Annotated in this window: 13 protein-coding genes; 9 read left to right on the forward strand and 4 right to left on the reverse strand. The window is 52.7% G+C overall.

All coding sequences use genetic code 11. The features are described from left to right. Positions 1–456 precede the first annotated feature (456 nt). Positions 457–2013: a sigma 54-interacting transcriptional regulator gene (locus JRI95_09625; GenBank protein MBW2061806.1), complete on the reverse strand. Its 1557-nt coding sequence runs from the start codon at positions 2011–2013 to the stop codon at positions 457–459. A 131-nt stretch (positions 2014–2144) separates the two neighbouring features. Further along, positions 2145–2573, reverse strand: coding sequence for an MOSC domain-containing protein (locus JRI95_09630; GenBank protein MBW2061807.1), 429 nt, complete (start codon positions 2571–2573; stop codon positions 2145–2147). 368 nt (positions 2574–2941) lie between these two features. Here JRI95_09630 and queA point away from each other — a divergent pair, with 368 nt between their 5' ends. From queA to ybgF, 6 genes are all read left to right on the forward strand, one after another. Continuing rightward, the gene (queA, locus tag JRI95_09635; protein ID MBW2061808.1) at positions 2942–4006 is read left to right on the forward strand and encodes a tRNA preQ1(34) S-adenosylmethionine ribosyltransferase-isomerase QueA; all 1065 of its coding nucleotides are present in this window, start codon (positions 2942–2944) and stop codon (positions 4004–4006) included. 10 nt (positions 4007–4016) lie between these two features. Continuing rightward, on the forward strand, positions 4017–5168 hold the full coding sequence (gene tgt / locus JRI95_09640) for a tRNA guanosine(34) transglycosylase Tgt (protein MBW2061809.1): 1152 nt from the start codon (positions 4017–4019) through the stop codon (positions 5166–5168). A gap of 22 nt (positions 5169–5190) precedes the next feature. Beyond that, positions 5191–5547, forward strand: a complete 357-nt coding sequence (gene yajC / locus JRI95_09645; GenBank protein ID MBW2061810.1) for a preprotein translocase subunit YajC — start codon at positions 5191–5193, stop codon at positions 5545–5547. A 108-nt stretch (positions 5548–5655) separates the two neighbouring features. Further along, the gene (secD, locus tag JRI95_09650) at positions 5656–7197 is read left to right on the forward strand and encodes a protein translocase subunit SecD (protein ID MBW2061811.1); all 1542 of its coding nucleotides are present in this window, start codon (positions 5656–5658) and stop codon (positions 7195–7197) included. Positions 7198–7227: 30 nt separating this feature from the next. Further along, positions 7228–8322: a protein translocase subunit SecF gene (gene secF, locus JRI95_09655; GenBank protein ID MBW2061812.1), complete on the forward strand. Its 1095-nt coding sequence runs from the start codon at positions 7228–7230 to the stop codon at positions 8320–8322. A gap of 62 nt (positions 8323–8384) precedes the next feature. Beyond that, complete coding sequence (gene ybgF, locus JRI95_09660; GenBank protein ID MBW2061813.1) at positions 8385–9017, forward strand: tol-pal system protein YbgF; 633 nt, start codon at positions 8385–8387, stop codon at positions 9015–9017. Between the two features lie 197 nt (positions 9018–9214). On the opposite strand, the gene JRI95_09665 is transcribed toward ybgF, so the two are convergent. Beyond that, positions 9215–10342: an AI-2E family transporter gene (locus JRI95_09665; GenBank protein MBW2061814.1), complete on the reverse strand. Its 1128-nt coding sequence runs from the start codon at positions 10340–10342 to the stop codon at positions 9215–9217. A 346-nt stretch (positions 10343–10688) separates the two neighbouring features. Between JRI95_09665 and JRI95_09670 the strand changes: the two genes are divergently transcribed. The 3 genes from JRI95_09670 (at position 10689) to JRI95_09680 (ending at position 13482) form a co-directional block, all read left to right on the forward strand. Continuing rightward, a complete protein-coding gene (locus JRI95_09670; protein ID MBW2061815.1) occupies positions 10689–11837 on the forward strand; it encodes an MFS transporter in 1149 nt (382 codons plus the stop codon). Between the two features lie 83 nt (positions 11838–11920). Further along, positions 11921–12655, forward strand: a complete 735-nt coding sequence (gene kdsB / locus JRI95_09675; GenBank protein MBW2061816.1) for a 3-deoxy-manno-octulosonate cytidylyltransferase — start codon at positions 11921–11923, stop codon at positions 12653–12655. Continuing rightward, positions 12646–13482 carry a hypothetical protein gene (locus tag JRI95_09680; protein MBW2061817.1) on the forward strand — a complete coding sequence of 279 codons (837 nt, stop codon included), beginning with the start codon at positions 12646–12648 and terminating at the stop codon, positions 13480–13482. Before kdsB ends, JRI95_09680 begins: the two co-directional genes overlap by 10 nt. A gap of 114 nt (positions 13483–13596) precedes the next feature. On the opposite strand, the gene metG is transcribed toward JRI95_09680, so the two are convergent. Further along, positions 13597–15522 (reverse strand): methionine--tRNA ligase, encoded by a 1926-nt coding sequence (gene metG / locus JRI95_09685; GenBank protein ID MBW2061818.1) that lies wholly within the window; start codon positions 15520–15522, stop codon positions 13597–13599. Between the last annotated feature and the right edge of the window lie 5 nt (positions 15523–15527).

Genomic DNA, 15527 nt, shown 5'->3' on the forward strand with positions numbered 1-15527 from the left:
CTACACTCCCTGATTATCCAATAATATCAATAGGTTAGCGTTTAATATTTTCCCTGCAATATCAGCTACTTATCTATGTTGTAGCACTACAACGCCAAGATTTATTCCTCGAAATAATAAATATTATCAATAAGATACACCATCCAATCTCACCAATGAATTCTGGAACATGGGCTTAAAGTATACATAGCGACATAAGTAATTGCGCATATGTATTTAGGCTTTCAGCAGTCTGCACTTAGCTTTCAGCTAAAAATAGAAACATATACCATCCTTTTCAGCTGACGGCTGATAGCCCGATGAATCCACTCGGAGCTCGAAGACGCATAGCAGGCCTGAGATTCGCAGATACATATGACGCCGTGTATAGTCTCCTCTGTGAATTGGATTTAAAATTTCAAACTAAAGATGTGAAATGAAGATTTGCCTATTACAATAATTTCTCTTTACTGAGAGCTATCTAAAACGTCGGGGGCTTAGGCCGTATTTCTTGACCTTATAACGAATGACACGTTCTGTGCTCTGGAGGATGCGGGCGGCTTTAGCCATGTTCCCCTGAGAGGATTTAAGGGCGTCGGTGATGAGGTCCTTTTCCACCTTGGCGATTGCTTTATCTAAAGAGGTCGAGATTTCGGTGGCAGATGCCTCAGCCGTCTGCAGGGAAGGCGGCAGGTGATAGGCGTGAATGACCGCCTCAGTTGACAGGAGAACCGCTCTTTCGATACAGTTTTCCAACTCGCGGACGTTGCCCGGCCAGTGGTAGCTCGTCAGGGCGTCGAGCGCAGGCGTGGAGAGTCGCCGGACATCCTTCTGGTGGCGTTGAGCGTAATGTTCGACGAAATGGTCTGCCAGCAGAAGAATGTCAGTCGGGCGCTCCCGAAGGGGCGGCAGAAAGATAGGAAAGACATTGAGCCGCCAGTAAAGGTCTTCCCGAAACTCACCCTGTTCCATGGCCTGTTCCAGATTCCTGTTGGTGGCGGTAATGATCCGCACATCCACCTTGCGGGGCTTGATGCCTCCAACCCGCTCGATCTCCCTTTCCTGCAGAACCCGCAGCAGCTTGGCCTGAACTTCGATCGGAACAGAACCGATCTCGTCGAGGAAAAGAGTTCCCTGATTGGCTAACTCGAACCGGCCGGGTTTGTCCTTGACCGCGCCAGTAAAGGCCCCTTGGACATGTCCAAAAAGTTCACTTTCCATCAGGGAGGAAGGCAGGGCTGAGCAGTTCACTTTGATGAAAGGGCCTTTGGCTCGCGGGCTGTTGTAGTGAATCGCCGAGGCGACCAGCTCCTTGCCTGTGCCTGATTCGCCTCTAATAAGGACAGTGGCTGTTGAGCCTGAGACCTGCTCGATCAGATGGAAAACCTCCCGCATCTTGTTTGAGTTGCCTATGATATTGGTCGTGGCGTACTTATCGGCCAGGGCCTGCGTTAGGCGTAAATTTTCTCGACGCAGCCGCTCTTTTTCCCGGTTCAGGGTTCCCAGGTTGACGGCAATGCGGGCAATGAGACTAGCAATGATGGTTAAAAACCGCAGATCAGCCCCCAGGGCCGTCTCGCCCTGAAAGATCCGGTCTGCGGAAATCGTACCAATGACTTTAGTTCCTGACTTTATAGGCACACACAGAAAAGAAGTGTCCTCATCAGGTCTTTGACGCCGAACGTGCGTCTTGTCCAGGAAAAGAGGCTCCTCACTGATGTGAGGGACAACCATCGGCTCACCGGTTTCCACGACCCGGCCGGTGATACCTTCACCCAGCTTGTACTGGCCCCGGCGGGCGGCATGAACGGACATCCCATGAGCCACCTCAACCTGAACCAGGTCTTCATCCGGGCTGATCAGGGTCACCATGCCATGGTGCATATCCATCCGCCTGTCCAGGATGTCCAGAACATCGTAAAGGGCCTGCCGCAAGTCAAGAGTCGCGCTAACCGCCTTGGCCACCTCGTAGAGCGTGGTAAGCTCCTCCGGACTTGTGGCCTCTGGTTCATTGTTTTTATTAATTTTATCCATAGTATACAATATTCACCGGGGGAAGACCCCGGAGTCTCTAATGAGGAAGATTATACCATAAACTGACAAGATTGTCGGATGATTTAACATGCCAGAAGGAATAAAATGAAAAAAAGGACCTGTCAGGAGGGCTAAAGAATTACGATCTCATCCCCGGGTCTTACCTTACCCGGAGTAATGACTTTGAAGAACACACCTTCGGTCGGCATGACACATTTACCGACCGCTTTCAATATCGCGCACCCGGAGTGGCATTCCTTACCGATCTGGGTCAGTTCCAGTACGGCCTCAGGTCCGATTCGGACCCGGGTCCCAATTTTCAGGCCGGTCAGGTCAAGGCCTTGGGTGGTAATGTTTTCAGCAAAGTCACCTGGGGCCAGGTCCAGGCCTTCGGCTTTCATCTTGTCAATACTTTCCTGGGCTAAAAGGCTGACCTGACGATGCCAGTCACCGGCATGAGCGTCATCTTCAAGACCGTGGTTGACGATGAGTCTGGAGAAAGGGACATTCTCTTTTTTAACCCCTTTTGCTCGACTGATGGAAACGGCGACTACTTTCATGAAATCCTCTTCTTTAGGCTTGAATAAGGCTTGAATGTCTTCCCCTGTGCCTTGAAAATGAAGGGGGCTGTTCCATTCTGGATCGGCCTTTACTCTTATCAGATTTTAGGATTAAACTCAATGATTGGTAGGCTGGGGCCTTCCAGGTGCTGGCAGATCAGGCGGCTTCGGCTAATATTTCTAACGAACCATGAGGTATCCTTCAAGTCTGGCCTAAAATCACTTCGGTTATGACCGTTTTTCAAACGACGTGAACAAATAAGCACGGCTGATGGTTATCCATACAATTTGTCAGTTCAATATTGTTTGACTTATGCTGTAAACTCTGCTTAACTGCTGTCTTTAAAAGGATTCTTGGTGGTCAATGGATGAGCCTCAGACTCGATGATTTCAATTTTCACCTCCCGCATGAACTGATTGCCCAGAGGCCGGCCGGCCGGAGAGACGAATCCAGGTTAATGGTCCTGGACCGAGCCTCAGGGGACATTGAGCACGCCCGATTCGCCGACCTGGGCAGATGGCTGACCCCGGGCAGCCTTATTGTGGTCAATGACGCGCGGGTGGTTCCGGTGCGTCTCTGGGGCCGGAAGGAGAGCGGAGCCCGAATCGAGGTCGTGATCCTCAAGCCGCCTCCGCCAGAGGCCGAGCCGGGGGAGTATGAAATTGAATGCCTGGCCAGACCCGCCAGACGATTAAAGCCGGGGGTCCGGCTTTATTTTGGGCTCAAGCTGAGCGCAGAGGTGGTTCGTGTCCTAAAATCCGGCCGGACAATCTTCAGGTTCTGTTTCAAAGAGGCGCCCGTACCAACGCTGGAGTCTATCGGCCATATGCCTCTGCCGCCATACATCAACCGCACAAACGATGACGGGCAGGAGTCTGAACTGGACCGCACACGGTACCAGACGGTCTACTCCAGGACTCCAGGGGCCGTGGCCGCGCCGACGGCGGGCCTGCATTTTACCGAGGAATTACTTGAGGCATTGAAAAACCAGGGATTTAATATCGTCACCTTAACCCTGCTGGTCGGGTATGGCACCTTTGCCCCGGTGCGCGAACAGGATATTACCCGGCACCGGATCGAGGCTGAAGGGATCATCCTGCCAGCAGAAACAGCAGATAAAGTGAACCAGGCCAAGGCTACAGGCCAGGCAGTCACCACGGTCGGAACAACCGGGGTCCGCTCCCTCGAATTCGCGGCCCGTCAGAACGGTCTGCTTAAACCTTTCCAGGGAATGTGCGACCTCTTTATCTATCCAGGCTTTAAGTTTAAAATGGTCAACCACCTGGTGACGAATTTCCACCTGCCTCGCTCCAGCCTATTGATGCTTGTGGCCGCCTTTGCCGGTCTTAAAACGATCCTTGAGGCCTACCGGGTGGCCGTGGTTGAGCGTTACAGATTTTACAGTTACGGTGACGCGATGCTGATTCTTTAAATCATGGATTATGGTCATCGTAAATCAACGTTCTTTGACATTCACGATCCTGGCCAAAGATTCAGGAACCCGGGCTCGGGCCGGAGTAATTAATACGGCTCACCGTCAGATTCCGACCCCGTGTTTCATGCCCGTGGGCACTCAGGGGACGGTCAAGGCCGTGGGACCGGACGACCTGATCAAGGTCGGCGCCAGGATGCTTCTGGCCAACACCTATCATCTACTCATTCGTCCCGGCCCGGATGTCGTCCGCCGCCTGGGAGGCCTCCATGCCTTTATGGGATGGGAGGGGCCGATTTTGACTGACTCCGGTGGTTTCCAGGTCTTCTCTTTGACCAGCCTGCGAAAGGTCAGCCAGGAAGGGATCACTTTCAGGTCTCACCTCGATGGGTCAGAAATTTTCCTGACCCCGGAAAAGGCCGTGGCAGTGCAGGAAACGCTGGACCCGGATATTATGATGGCCCTGGATGAGTGCACACCCTACCCGGCCAGCCGAGATCAGACAGCTGCTTCTGCGGAGTTGACCTTAAGCTGGGCCAAACGCTGTCTTATGGCACAGAACCCTGAGAAATCTCCAGCTATGTTCGGTATCATCCAGGGAGGAATGTACCCGGATTTAAGGCGCGAGGCGGCCCGAGCCGTGACAGACCTGGGCTTCCCCGGCCTGGCTCTCGGCGGGCTGGCCGTGGGGGAGGAGGCGGCCGTCAGGATGGAGATGATAGAGGCGGCCGTTGAAGTTATCACGCCAGACAGGCCGTTATACCTCATGGGCCTGGGGACCCCTGAAGACCTGGTCGAAGGCATCGCTCGAGGGGCTGACCTTTTTGATTGCGTCTTGCCGACCCGGAACGCCCGTAATGGGCAGCTTTTTACCCGGAAAGGCCGGCTGGTGATCAAGCAGGCGCAGTACAGAGACGACAAACGCCCGGTGGAGGAAGGCTGCGGGTGTTACACCTGCCGCCGATTCTCGCGCGGCTACCTGCGGCACCTGTTCGTTTCAAAAGAATTGCTGGCCTTTCGGCTCAATACGATTCATAATTTATATTACTATCTTTCCCTGGTGGCGGAGGCGCGTGAAGCGCTCCTTCAGGGACGATTTAAAATGTTTTACAACGATTTTCATAGCTTACGCGAGAGTGAGAAACTCCCGTCAAAGGCATGATAATATTCGAGGAGGAGATGAAATGTTCGTAGATCTGGTATACGCCATGGGCGGCTTGCCTGGCAGCGGAGGCGAGGGAGGAGGCTCCAGTATGCTGAGCGCCCTCTTTCCCCTGATTTTGATGTTCGTCATTTTTTACTTTTTACTTATCAGGCCTCAACAAAAAAAGGCTCGCGACCAGCGCAGTTGGCTTTCACGCCTGAACAAGGGAGACAAGGTCGTCACCAGCGGCGGCCTGCACGGTCAGATCACCGGTATAACCGATACGGTCGTTACTCTTGAGATCGCGCCGAAAATCAGGGTCAAGGTCTCCCGGAGCGCCGTTGCTGGCCCGACAGCGCCGGAGCAGCCCGTGACTTCGTCAGCCGATGAAAAATAAAAGGAATGATTTTAAGAGCGTTCAAACCGCACCTTCAGGAGTAACGTAGTGGATCGAAACTTCCAGTGGCGTCTGCTCATCGTCCTGGCCGTAATAGTGGCTGCTTTGATGTACATCTATCCTTCAGTGGCTCCCAGCCTGCCCACCTGGTGGCAGAAAATCCTGCCTTCGGAAAAGGTCCATCTCGGGCTCGATCTCAGGGGAGGAATGCACCTCATGCTCGAGGTTCAGACCGAAAAGGCGGTCGAAAGCTCTCTGGACCGAACCATTGAAGAACTCAAATACAACCTGCGCAAGGCCCGTATCCCGGTCAAGGTCATAGAGAGAATAGAGGGCCGCACCGTGGAGGTGGAGTTGGTCAAGCCCGAACAGCTGGACAAGTTCAATGAAATTCTTGATAACGACTTCGGTTACCTGGTGACGCAGAGTACCAGGGAGGATGAGGGCCGGGTTAAAGTGACCCTGGGAATCCATGATCGAGAGGCCAAAAGGATCGAGGACCTCTCGGTGCGGCAGGCCCTTGAAACCATCCGCAACCGGATTGACCAGTTTGGCGTAACCGAACCGGATATCCGGCCCCAGGGGAAAGATAGAGTCGTAGTTCAGCTCCCGGGGATCAAGGACACCAAACGGGCCGTGGAACTGATCGGCCAGACGGCTCGCCTCGAGTTCAAGCTGGTGGACGAGGATCATAGTCCGACTAAGGCCCTGGCCGAAGGCCCTCCGCCAGGGACCGAGATCGCCTATCATATCGAGGTTGACCACGAAACAGGCAGAACAAAAAAGATACCTTACCTCCTGAGGAAGCGGGCCTTGATGACCGGTGAGTATATCACCAACGCCCGGATGCGGTTTGACAACCAGTACAACACCCCCTATGTTGCTCTGAATTTTGACGCCAAGGGCTCGCGGCTCTTTGAACGTATCACCGAAGCCCATATTAAAAAAAGATTAGCCATCGTTCTGGATAACATCGTCAAATCCGCTCCGGTTATCCAGGATAAGATTCCCGGCGGCCGGGCCGTCATTACCGGGAGGTTCACTCAGGAGGAAGCCACGGACCTGGCTACCGTTCTCAGGTCCGGGGCGCTGCCCGCTCCGGTCAAGATCCTGGAGGAACGGACCGTCGGCCCTTCGCTGGGGCAGGATTCGATCAACCGGGGTCTCCTCTCTATCCTGATCGGCGGCATTCTGGTTCTCGGTTTTATGGCTTTTTACTACCGCGCCTCCGGCCTCATCGCCGACCTGGCCCTGCTCCTGAACATGCTCCTGATCATGGCCGTTCTGGTGGCCTTCAGGGCCACCCTGACCCTGCCAGGCATCGCGGGCATCATCCTGACTATCGGTATGTCCGTGGACGCTAACGTCCTGATCTTTGAACGCATCAGGGAGGAAAAGCGGATGGGTAAAACCCCACGGGCCGCGGTGGACGGCGGCTTCAGCAAGGCGATGTGGACCATCTTCGACGCGAACATCACCACCTTTATCGCCGCCCTGGTTCTGTATCAGTTCGGGACCGGGCCGATCAGGGGCTTTGCCGTTACCCTGTCCATCGGAATTGTAGCCAGTCTCTTCACGGCCCTCTTTGTCTCACGTCTTGTCTTTGATTATCTGCTCGTTAAGGTCAAAATGAAGACGGTCAGTATCTGAAAAGGAGTCTAGGCCTACATCGGAGTTGAAATGGAATTCATCAAACCGGGAACACATCTTAATTTCGTGGGCAGGAGCCGTCAGGCCTATGCAGTTTCCCTGGCCCTGATCCTAGTGACGGTCATCTCGCTTCTCATCCACCGCGGCCCCAACTGGGGAGTGGATTTCACCGGCGGCCTCCTGGTCCAGGTTCAATTCAAGGAAAAGACCACCCCCGCGGAAATCAGAGGCGGCCTGGCTGACGTCAATATGCAGGATAGTATCATTCAAGGCTTCGGGGCCTCCGGTCATAATGAATACCTGATTCGCACCGAGCAGGGGGATATTGATCTGGGCGGACTGGCTCAGAATATCCAAAAAAGCCTGGAGCAGAGATTTCCGCCGGGGTCCATTGACGTCCGACGGGTGGATATGGTCGGACCCAAGGTCGGGAAAGACCTGAGAGACAAGGCGCTTTTTGCCATCTTCTATGCCATTCTTTTCATTGTCATTTATATCTCCGGCCGCTTTGAACTGAAGTGGCTCATGAGCATTGCCGTGGCGGCCGTCCTGGCGGCGACTGTTTACCTGGGGACCATGATCGGGGCCGGAGTGACCTACCTCATTATTATTGCCTTGCTGGTGACCCTGGGTGTCTGTTTTGTATTCAAGCTCAAGTACGCCCTGGGGGCCATCGTGGCCTTGATCCACGATGTAATTATCACCATCGGAATCTTCTCCTTTCTGGACATGGAGATCACTCTGAGCATCGTGGCGGCCCTGCTGACCATCGTCGGGTACTCGCTCAACGACACCATCATTGTCTTCGACCGCATCCGGGAAAACCTGAGGAAGTTTCGGCGTCAAAAGCTGGATGAAATCATCAACACCAGCATCAATGATTGCTTGTCCCGGACTATACTTACCTCGGGCACGACCCTGACGGTGGTCTTTTGCCTCTATCTGCTTGGCGGGCCGGTTATCGCTGACTTTGCCTTGGCCATCATCATCGGCGTCCTGATCGGGACCTACTCCTCGATGTACGTCGCCAGCCCCATTCTCCTGCTCTGGCCGCCCGAGGTCCCAGCCGCCAAAGGAAAAACAAAAACCGGCCCTCGAAACAAAGGCAAAAAACGGAAAGGTTGAAAAAAACCGGTTAATAAAGTTTAGAAGTGAAAGATCTGAAAGCTTATCCTGAAGGAGAGAACATGCATAAGAACCTATTTTGGAAGCTGTGCGTTCTTCTGGTTTGTCTTTTCATCTTTCTCGGCGGCTGTACCCGCCGCCCTCTTAGAAGCAATTCTGACTACATCGCCCTGGAAAGCAAGATCGAGCGGGTGGAAAAGACCGCCACCCAGGAGATCAGAGAGCTCCAGAGAGAAATCAACTTGCAGCAGGAGGGATTGAACAGGTTGAAACAGGTCAGAGTCCAGCCCGCGCCCGCCTCAACCCCATCGCCCGCGAAAAAAATGGAAGAGCTTTACCCCGAGGGGCGATCCCGATACCTCAACAAGGATTATGTCGGGGCGGCTGAAACCTTTCGCTACCTGGTCCAGAATTATCCCGACCACAAACTCACCCCCAACGCCCTCTACTGGCTCGGAGAATGTTACTACACCCAGAAACAGTACGACCAGGCCATCGCCAGGTTTGAGAGGGTCATAAGGGATTTCCCCCGCTCACCCAAGGCCCCGGCGGCTCTGCTTAAAATCGCTTACTCCCACTCCATGCTCAAACAAGGCAACACGGCCATGACCCACCTCCAAAGTCTCCTCAAGAAGTACCCCAAATCCCGTGAGGCCAAGATGGTCAGACAAGGCAAGACTATCTTCAAGCCCTAGACCTGAAGGCGCCAAGGCAGTTGGCAAAATAACTTTCCGAAAAATCCTTTTTGAAAAAAGATACGGGCGGGGATAAACCCCGCCCCTACTCTATATCGGTATTGTAGGGCCGAGGGCTCGCAATGACAGAAAGATGAATTTTGTATATATTTAAATGCAACTTAGTATTAATTTCCAGAAAAAATGAACCAGGGACGCTAGTCATCCTCTGCAGAACTCATCTCGGAGGTCCTGTCGAGGAAGCCTTTAAATTCCATGCTGTAAATATAAAGCATCACCGCGGCAAAACTTATAATCAAAGGGCCATACAGGAGACCCATTAGGCCAAAATACTTGATCCCGCCTACGATGGCCAGGAAGATGACGAAGGGAGACATCTCGGCCTGACCTTTCATAAAGTAAGGCCTGAGGAAGTTATCAATGCTCCCGACAAAAAACATGGACCACAGAGCCAGGAATACAGCCTTTATTAATTGCCCCGTTACAATCAGGTAGATTGCCGCGGGCACCCAGACCAGGGCCGTGCCCACCAGCGGAATAAAGGAGGCGATCGCCATGACGGTTCCCCAGAAAAGGCCAGGAATGCCGACGATGGCCAGCCCAATGCCTCCGGCCAGCCCCTGACAGCAGGCGGTCAGGAAACTCCCCACCAGCACCGATCGCGCCACGCTTCTAATCTTTCCAAAAATTTGCTCCTCCTGCTCCTCGGGCAGCGGAGAAAGATACTTGATGCGCTCGATGAGCTTCTCCCCATCTTTTATGAAGTAAAAAGCGATGAAAATCATGATCACAAAGCTGGTAATCATCCCGGTAAGGTTCCCGAGCAGATCCGCGCCGCGTTTGAGGAGGACCTGGCCCAGGCTCTTGCTGAGTCCCATAAGGCTGCCTTGTAGGTCCAGCTCGTCAAAATCTATAAAACTCAGGTTCTGCTGCACCCAGGCGATGTAGGCCGCCGCTCTGGGGCTGTCTATGATCTTTTGAATATTCCCCTCGCTGAGCCAGAGAGATATACGGTTAAATGACTCCACCCCTTGCGCCAGCAGGGCTAAAAGGAAAAGCAGCGCCGGAAAAATAATCAGAAAGGTGATCAGAACGACCACGGTCAAAGCGGACAGGTTTTCTCGACCGCGATACCACCGCACCAGGCGAACCTGCACTGGATGAAAAAGCGAAGCCAGGATGATGGCCAGGATGATTGGCTGCGCAAAAGAACGAAGGATCAGGAAGGCTAGAAGCAAAGAAAAAACCAGCAGGAGCAGCATGAAAGGAAGGTAACCTTTCCTTAAGGAAAGTGAACGCTCTAGTGAACTCTGTTCCTCGATCATCTATTCATTCCCTTCCGGATTCTGCTCACAAAACACGACCACTCAGGACCGATCCCCCGGTGATTTTGAAATGAATCCGATCAAAACCTTTGGCAGTTTAATTGTTCAACCATAACGCCCTTAGTTTACTATAATGCCCGGACATTGGCAAACTGACCAGGGCCCGGGGCTGGCTGTTTTTTCTAGAGAGGACTCTGGAGGCGCAGGTTGATTCGGGTTCAGCCGCTGTTTAATCCGTTTTCTTCCTGCTTGACAGCCAGTGGCCTATCTCCTATTCTTCTTGGACTACGGCTTAAGGTGAAAACCGGAAAGGCCGAGAAACATCCTATTTTAAAGACCGTGGATCATGACCGTAAAACCAGCCGATAACCATGACAAGATGTTTCGATTCTTACTTGTCCTCACCGTAGCTTCAACCGCGGGCTTGTTAGGCTGGAGGACGCTTCTCAACAATTTCGCCGTTGAGGTGCTCGGGATCGAAGGCTATCAGATCGGCATCCTGCAAGGGCTTCGAGAAATCCCGGGCTTCCTGACTCTACTGGTCATATACATATTGCTCTTAATCAGAGAGGTCAAAATGGCCTCTCTGTCTATCGTCATCTTTGGAATCGGTATAGGAATTACCGGCGTGATGCCGAACTTTTTCGGCATTCTCACCACCACCCTGATCATGTCGTTTGGTTTTCATTTCTACGCCGCTTTAGGCCAGTCTTTGGGATTACAGTATTACGACCAGGATGCCGCGCCCGTCGTCTTTGGCAAACTTAGAGGTTACGCGGCCGCCGGTAGTATCGCCATGGCCATTGTCATTTATTTTCTCTCAAAACGTCTGGGCTTCTCCGCGATGTTTGCCTTAATAGGATTCTGTATTTCAGCGGCCGGACTCTGGTGTCTCATGCAGGACCCCACCGATAAGGACCTCGTGCCTCAGCATAAAAAGATGATTTTCAGGACAAAATACTGGCTGTTTTATGCCTTGACTTTCATGTCCGGGGCCAGGCGGCAGATCTTTGTTGCCTTCGCCGTATTCTTGCTCGTGCAAAAATTTCATTACACCGTGTCGCAGATAAGCCTGCTGTTTATCGTTACGAATGTGATAACCTTTTTTTCGAGTCCATTAATTGGTAAGGCTGTCGTCAGGTTTGGAGAAAGGAAAGTTTTATCCGTTGAATATGGCAGCCTCATTCTGATCTTCTTTGTTTACGCCGTTACGGACAGTAAACTGATAATCGGGATCACGTATGTCCTGGACCATCTCTTTTTTAACTTCTCAATCGCCATTAATACCTTTTTCCAAAAAATAGCTCACCCGGCTGACATTGGATCAAGCATGGCCGTTGGATTCACCATTAACCATATCGCCGCGGTTGTGCTCCCCGTTGTCGGCGGACTCCTGTGGATGGTTGATTACAAGATCACCTTTTTCGGCGGTATGGCCTTGGCCTTTATTTCCCTGATCTTAGTCCAGCTGATCAACCGGCAGACCGAATCATAGGTTTGTCATCTCTGGGCGGGCATGTTATGCTTGAGTTTGAAAAAATAAAACTGTAGGCGTTTTCAACAAAGTGAAGATAAAAAGTGAAGGTTTACGCCATAATCCCGGCCCGATATGGTTCAAGGCGGTTTGAAGGCAAGCCGCTGGCCATGATCGCAGGCAAACCAATGATCCAGCATGTATTCGAACGGGCCGCAGCCGGGGCTGGCGTGGATCGGGTTGTGGTCGCCACCGATGACGAACGAATCAGGACGGCGGTCGAGGATTTTGGAGGAGAGGCGGTCATGACCCGCACCGACCACTTATCAGGCACCGATCGGCTGGCCGAGGCCGTTGATATCCTAAAGGCAGCCCCTGATGACATCGTCGTCAACATCCAAGGGGATCAGCCTGCCTTTCACCCCCGGCTGATCAGGGATATCATCCAGCCGCTTGAGGATGACCCCGCCCTGCCCATGACCACCTTAGCCACGCCCCTGACCGATCCTTCGGAAGCCAATGACCCTAATATCGTCAAGGTGGTCTTCGATTATAACCACCAGGCCCTCTATTTTTCCCGGGCGCCGATCCCCTGGCCGCGAGATGGCGGCCAAACGGCTTTTTACAGACACATCGGAGTTTATGGCTACCGGGTCAAATTCCTGCGCCGTTTCGTAAAGCTAGCTCACGGCCGGCTGGAGGCTCTGGAAAGGCTGGAGCAGCTTCGCGCCCTGGAGAACGACTGCGCCATCAAAGTCATTCTGACGGACCTTGTTTCCCCTGATGTGGACGTGCCTTCTGATATCGCTCGTGTAGAGGAATTTTTAAGATGCGAATAAACAAAAACCGACTGCGGCTGGCAGAGCTGGCGGTCCTGTGGCTGATCATGACGCTGATCAGCTCGCCTGCTTACCCCCTGGAAAAATTAAACCGGATAATTACGCCTCAAGATGAATTAGGCAAATTTCTGCCTGAATTTCAAGTTTATTCCGGTTATCATTATTTTTCCAAGAGAAATTATAATTATAAATTCAACGCCATTGCCAAAACCGATCCGGAAAGCGGGGAGGTTGAGTTTGAGTTCATTTCTTATATTTATGAGCTTCGGGCCACAATGGACCAGGCTTTACGGATAAAAGAATGTGTCTTCACGGCCAAGGATAAAGACGCCATCAAAAGGCTTAAGCATGATAAACGTGTATCCAGGCTCGTGACGGAATCAAAGGATCAGATGCGCATTGAATTTTTTCTGGAAGGGGAAAAGGTCAAAGAAAAAGAGGTTGGCTACGATTATCTCACTTTAGACCTTGCCATGGCTCATATAACGGCTCAGGCTTTGCTGCTGAAAGGGATCAAGGAGTTCAACTGTGACGTCATCCTCGAGGACAAGGCCTGGAAGTTAAACGTGGATTTTAAGCTGATCAGAACGCGTAACGTTCAGGAGCTGGCCCCACAGTATGACTACCCTGAAAAACTCAAAGAGCGGTGGAAATCGAAAGAGGAATACCTTGTTTATGAGGTCAGGGTTACAGGGGCAATTGGATTTTTTTACAGGCATAAATACTACCTGGTATTCACGGCCGAAAAGCCGTATCACTTTGTCGCCTACTGGGGCGGTGATCCTAATTGGGTGGAATTTTTTTTCGTGGATAAAAAAACGCAGTAGCTGCGTCTTGAGCGTAACTTTCTGACAAAAAGCTTAGTCGTGAAACCTTCCCCTGGCTGCGGCTGCTTGTAAAGGCCGCAGCCATTATTTTCATCCAGAGTCAGGACTATTTTTCTATGAAACTTTACTGCCTGGCTCAACCGGGCGGCTGAAGTTGACCAGGACCAACCCTTCTCCGTCTTCTGCGGCCAGGAGCATCCCTTCAGATACTATGCCCATCAACTTGGTCGGGGCAAGGTTGGCCACCACCAAAACCTGCTGGCCGACCAGGTCTTCAGGGGCAAAGTCTTCAGCGATCCCAGCCACGATGGTTTTTTCCCGGCCCAGGTTCACGGTCAGTTTAAGCAGCTTCTTGGAGTTGGGAATTGTTTCAGCGGCCGTAACCTGAGCGACACGTAAGTCGAGCTTCTTAAACTCCTCAAAAGAGATGACCCCCATTTCGTCTGCCTCCTTCTTCTCCGCTGTTTTGGCTTTGGTCTTGGTTTTGGCCTTCTTTCCGGCCAGGGCCCCGCCCAGCTCAACGCGGGGAAAGAGAGCCTCGCCCTGCCGCACCGGCGCCTTCGGTTTAAGGGCCTGCTCGATCTTGACCGGATCGAAGGTAAGCAGGTCGTGAGGCAGACCTACCTGGTGACGCATCCTGGCCGCCATTGCTGGCATGATCGGGTAGATCATTCCAGCCACCAGGCCCAGGGCCGCGAGGATTTCATAAAGCACCTCCTCAAGCTTCCCTTTTTGAGAGGGTTCCTTGGCCAGGGCCCAGGGCGCTTGTTGATCAATGAACTTGTTGGCCCGGTTGATAAAGCTCCACGCAGCCACCAGGGCCTTGTGAAAGGCCATCTCCTCAAAGGCCCGGGTATACTCCTCTATGACCTTGAGTCCGGCGGCGCGCATCTCGCCCCCTTCTTTACGGAGGCGCGAGGCCTCTGGAATCAAGCCCTGGTTGAATTTCCGGACCATGGTCAGGCTTCGCTGGCAGAGATTGCCCAGGTCATTGGCCAGGTCGGCGTTGATCCGCGCCACCAGAGCCTCTTCAGAAAAGTTCGAATCAAGGCCAAAGACCATCTCTCTGAGGAGAAAGTAGCGAAGGGCGTCCAGGCCGTATACATCCTTCATGGCCAGGGCCTCGACCACATTACCCACCGACTTGGACATCTTGCTCTGACCGATCTTCCAATAGCCATGAACATTGAGATGCTGATAGAGAGGGATTCCGGCGCTTTTGAGCATGATCGGCCAGAAGATGGCGTGAGGCTTGAGGATGTCCTTGGCGATGAGGAGGTGGGCCGCCGGCCAGAAACGCTTATACAGATTGCCTTCCGGATAGCCCAGCGCGGAGACATAGTTGATTAAAGCGTCAAACCAGACATAGGTCACGTAACGCTCGTCGAAAGGCAGGGTGATGCCCCAGTTCAGGCGAGATTTTGGCCGGGAGATACAGAGGTCTTCCAGCGGTTCTTTCAGAAAGGAAAGGACCTCGTTGCGGTAGCGCTCCGGCCGGATAAAGCCAGGGTGCGTCTTGATATGGTCAATGAGCCAGTCCTGGTATTTACTCATGGCAAAAAAGTAGTTCTCTTCCTCGATAAAGGTCGGCGGTTCAAGATGATCAGGGCAGAGACCGTCAACCAGCTCCTTTTCTGTGTAAAAACGCTCGCACCCGTAACAGTAGTAACCGCCGTACTTCCCAAAGTAGATGTCACCGGCGTCATTGACGCGGTTGAGAATTTCATGAACGACCTTGATATGTCTCTCCTGAGTCGTCCGGATGAAGTCGTCATTCGAGATGTCCAGTTCAGGCCAGATCTCCTCGAAAAGCGCGGCAATCCCGTCCACGAACTGCTGGGGTGACACCCCCTTTTCCTGCGCTGCCTGGAGGATTTTGTCTCCGTGCTCGTCAGTCCCGGTCAGGAAATAGGTTTCATAGCCCATGATCTCATGGAATCGTTTGAGCGCGTCGGCCACGATAGTCGTATAGGCATGCCCCAGATGGGGCCTGTCATTGACATAGTAAATCGGTGTGGTCACGTAGTATCTGGGCTTCATGTTTT

The organism is Deltaproteobacteria bacterium (genome assembly GCA_019308995.1).
Lineage (GTDB): Bacteria > Desulfobacterota > Desulfarculia > Adiutricales > JAFDHD01 > JAFDHD01.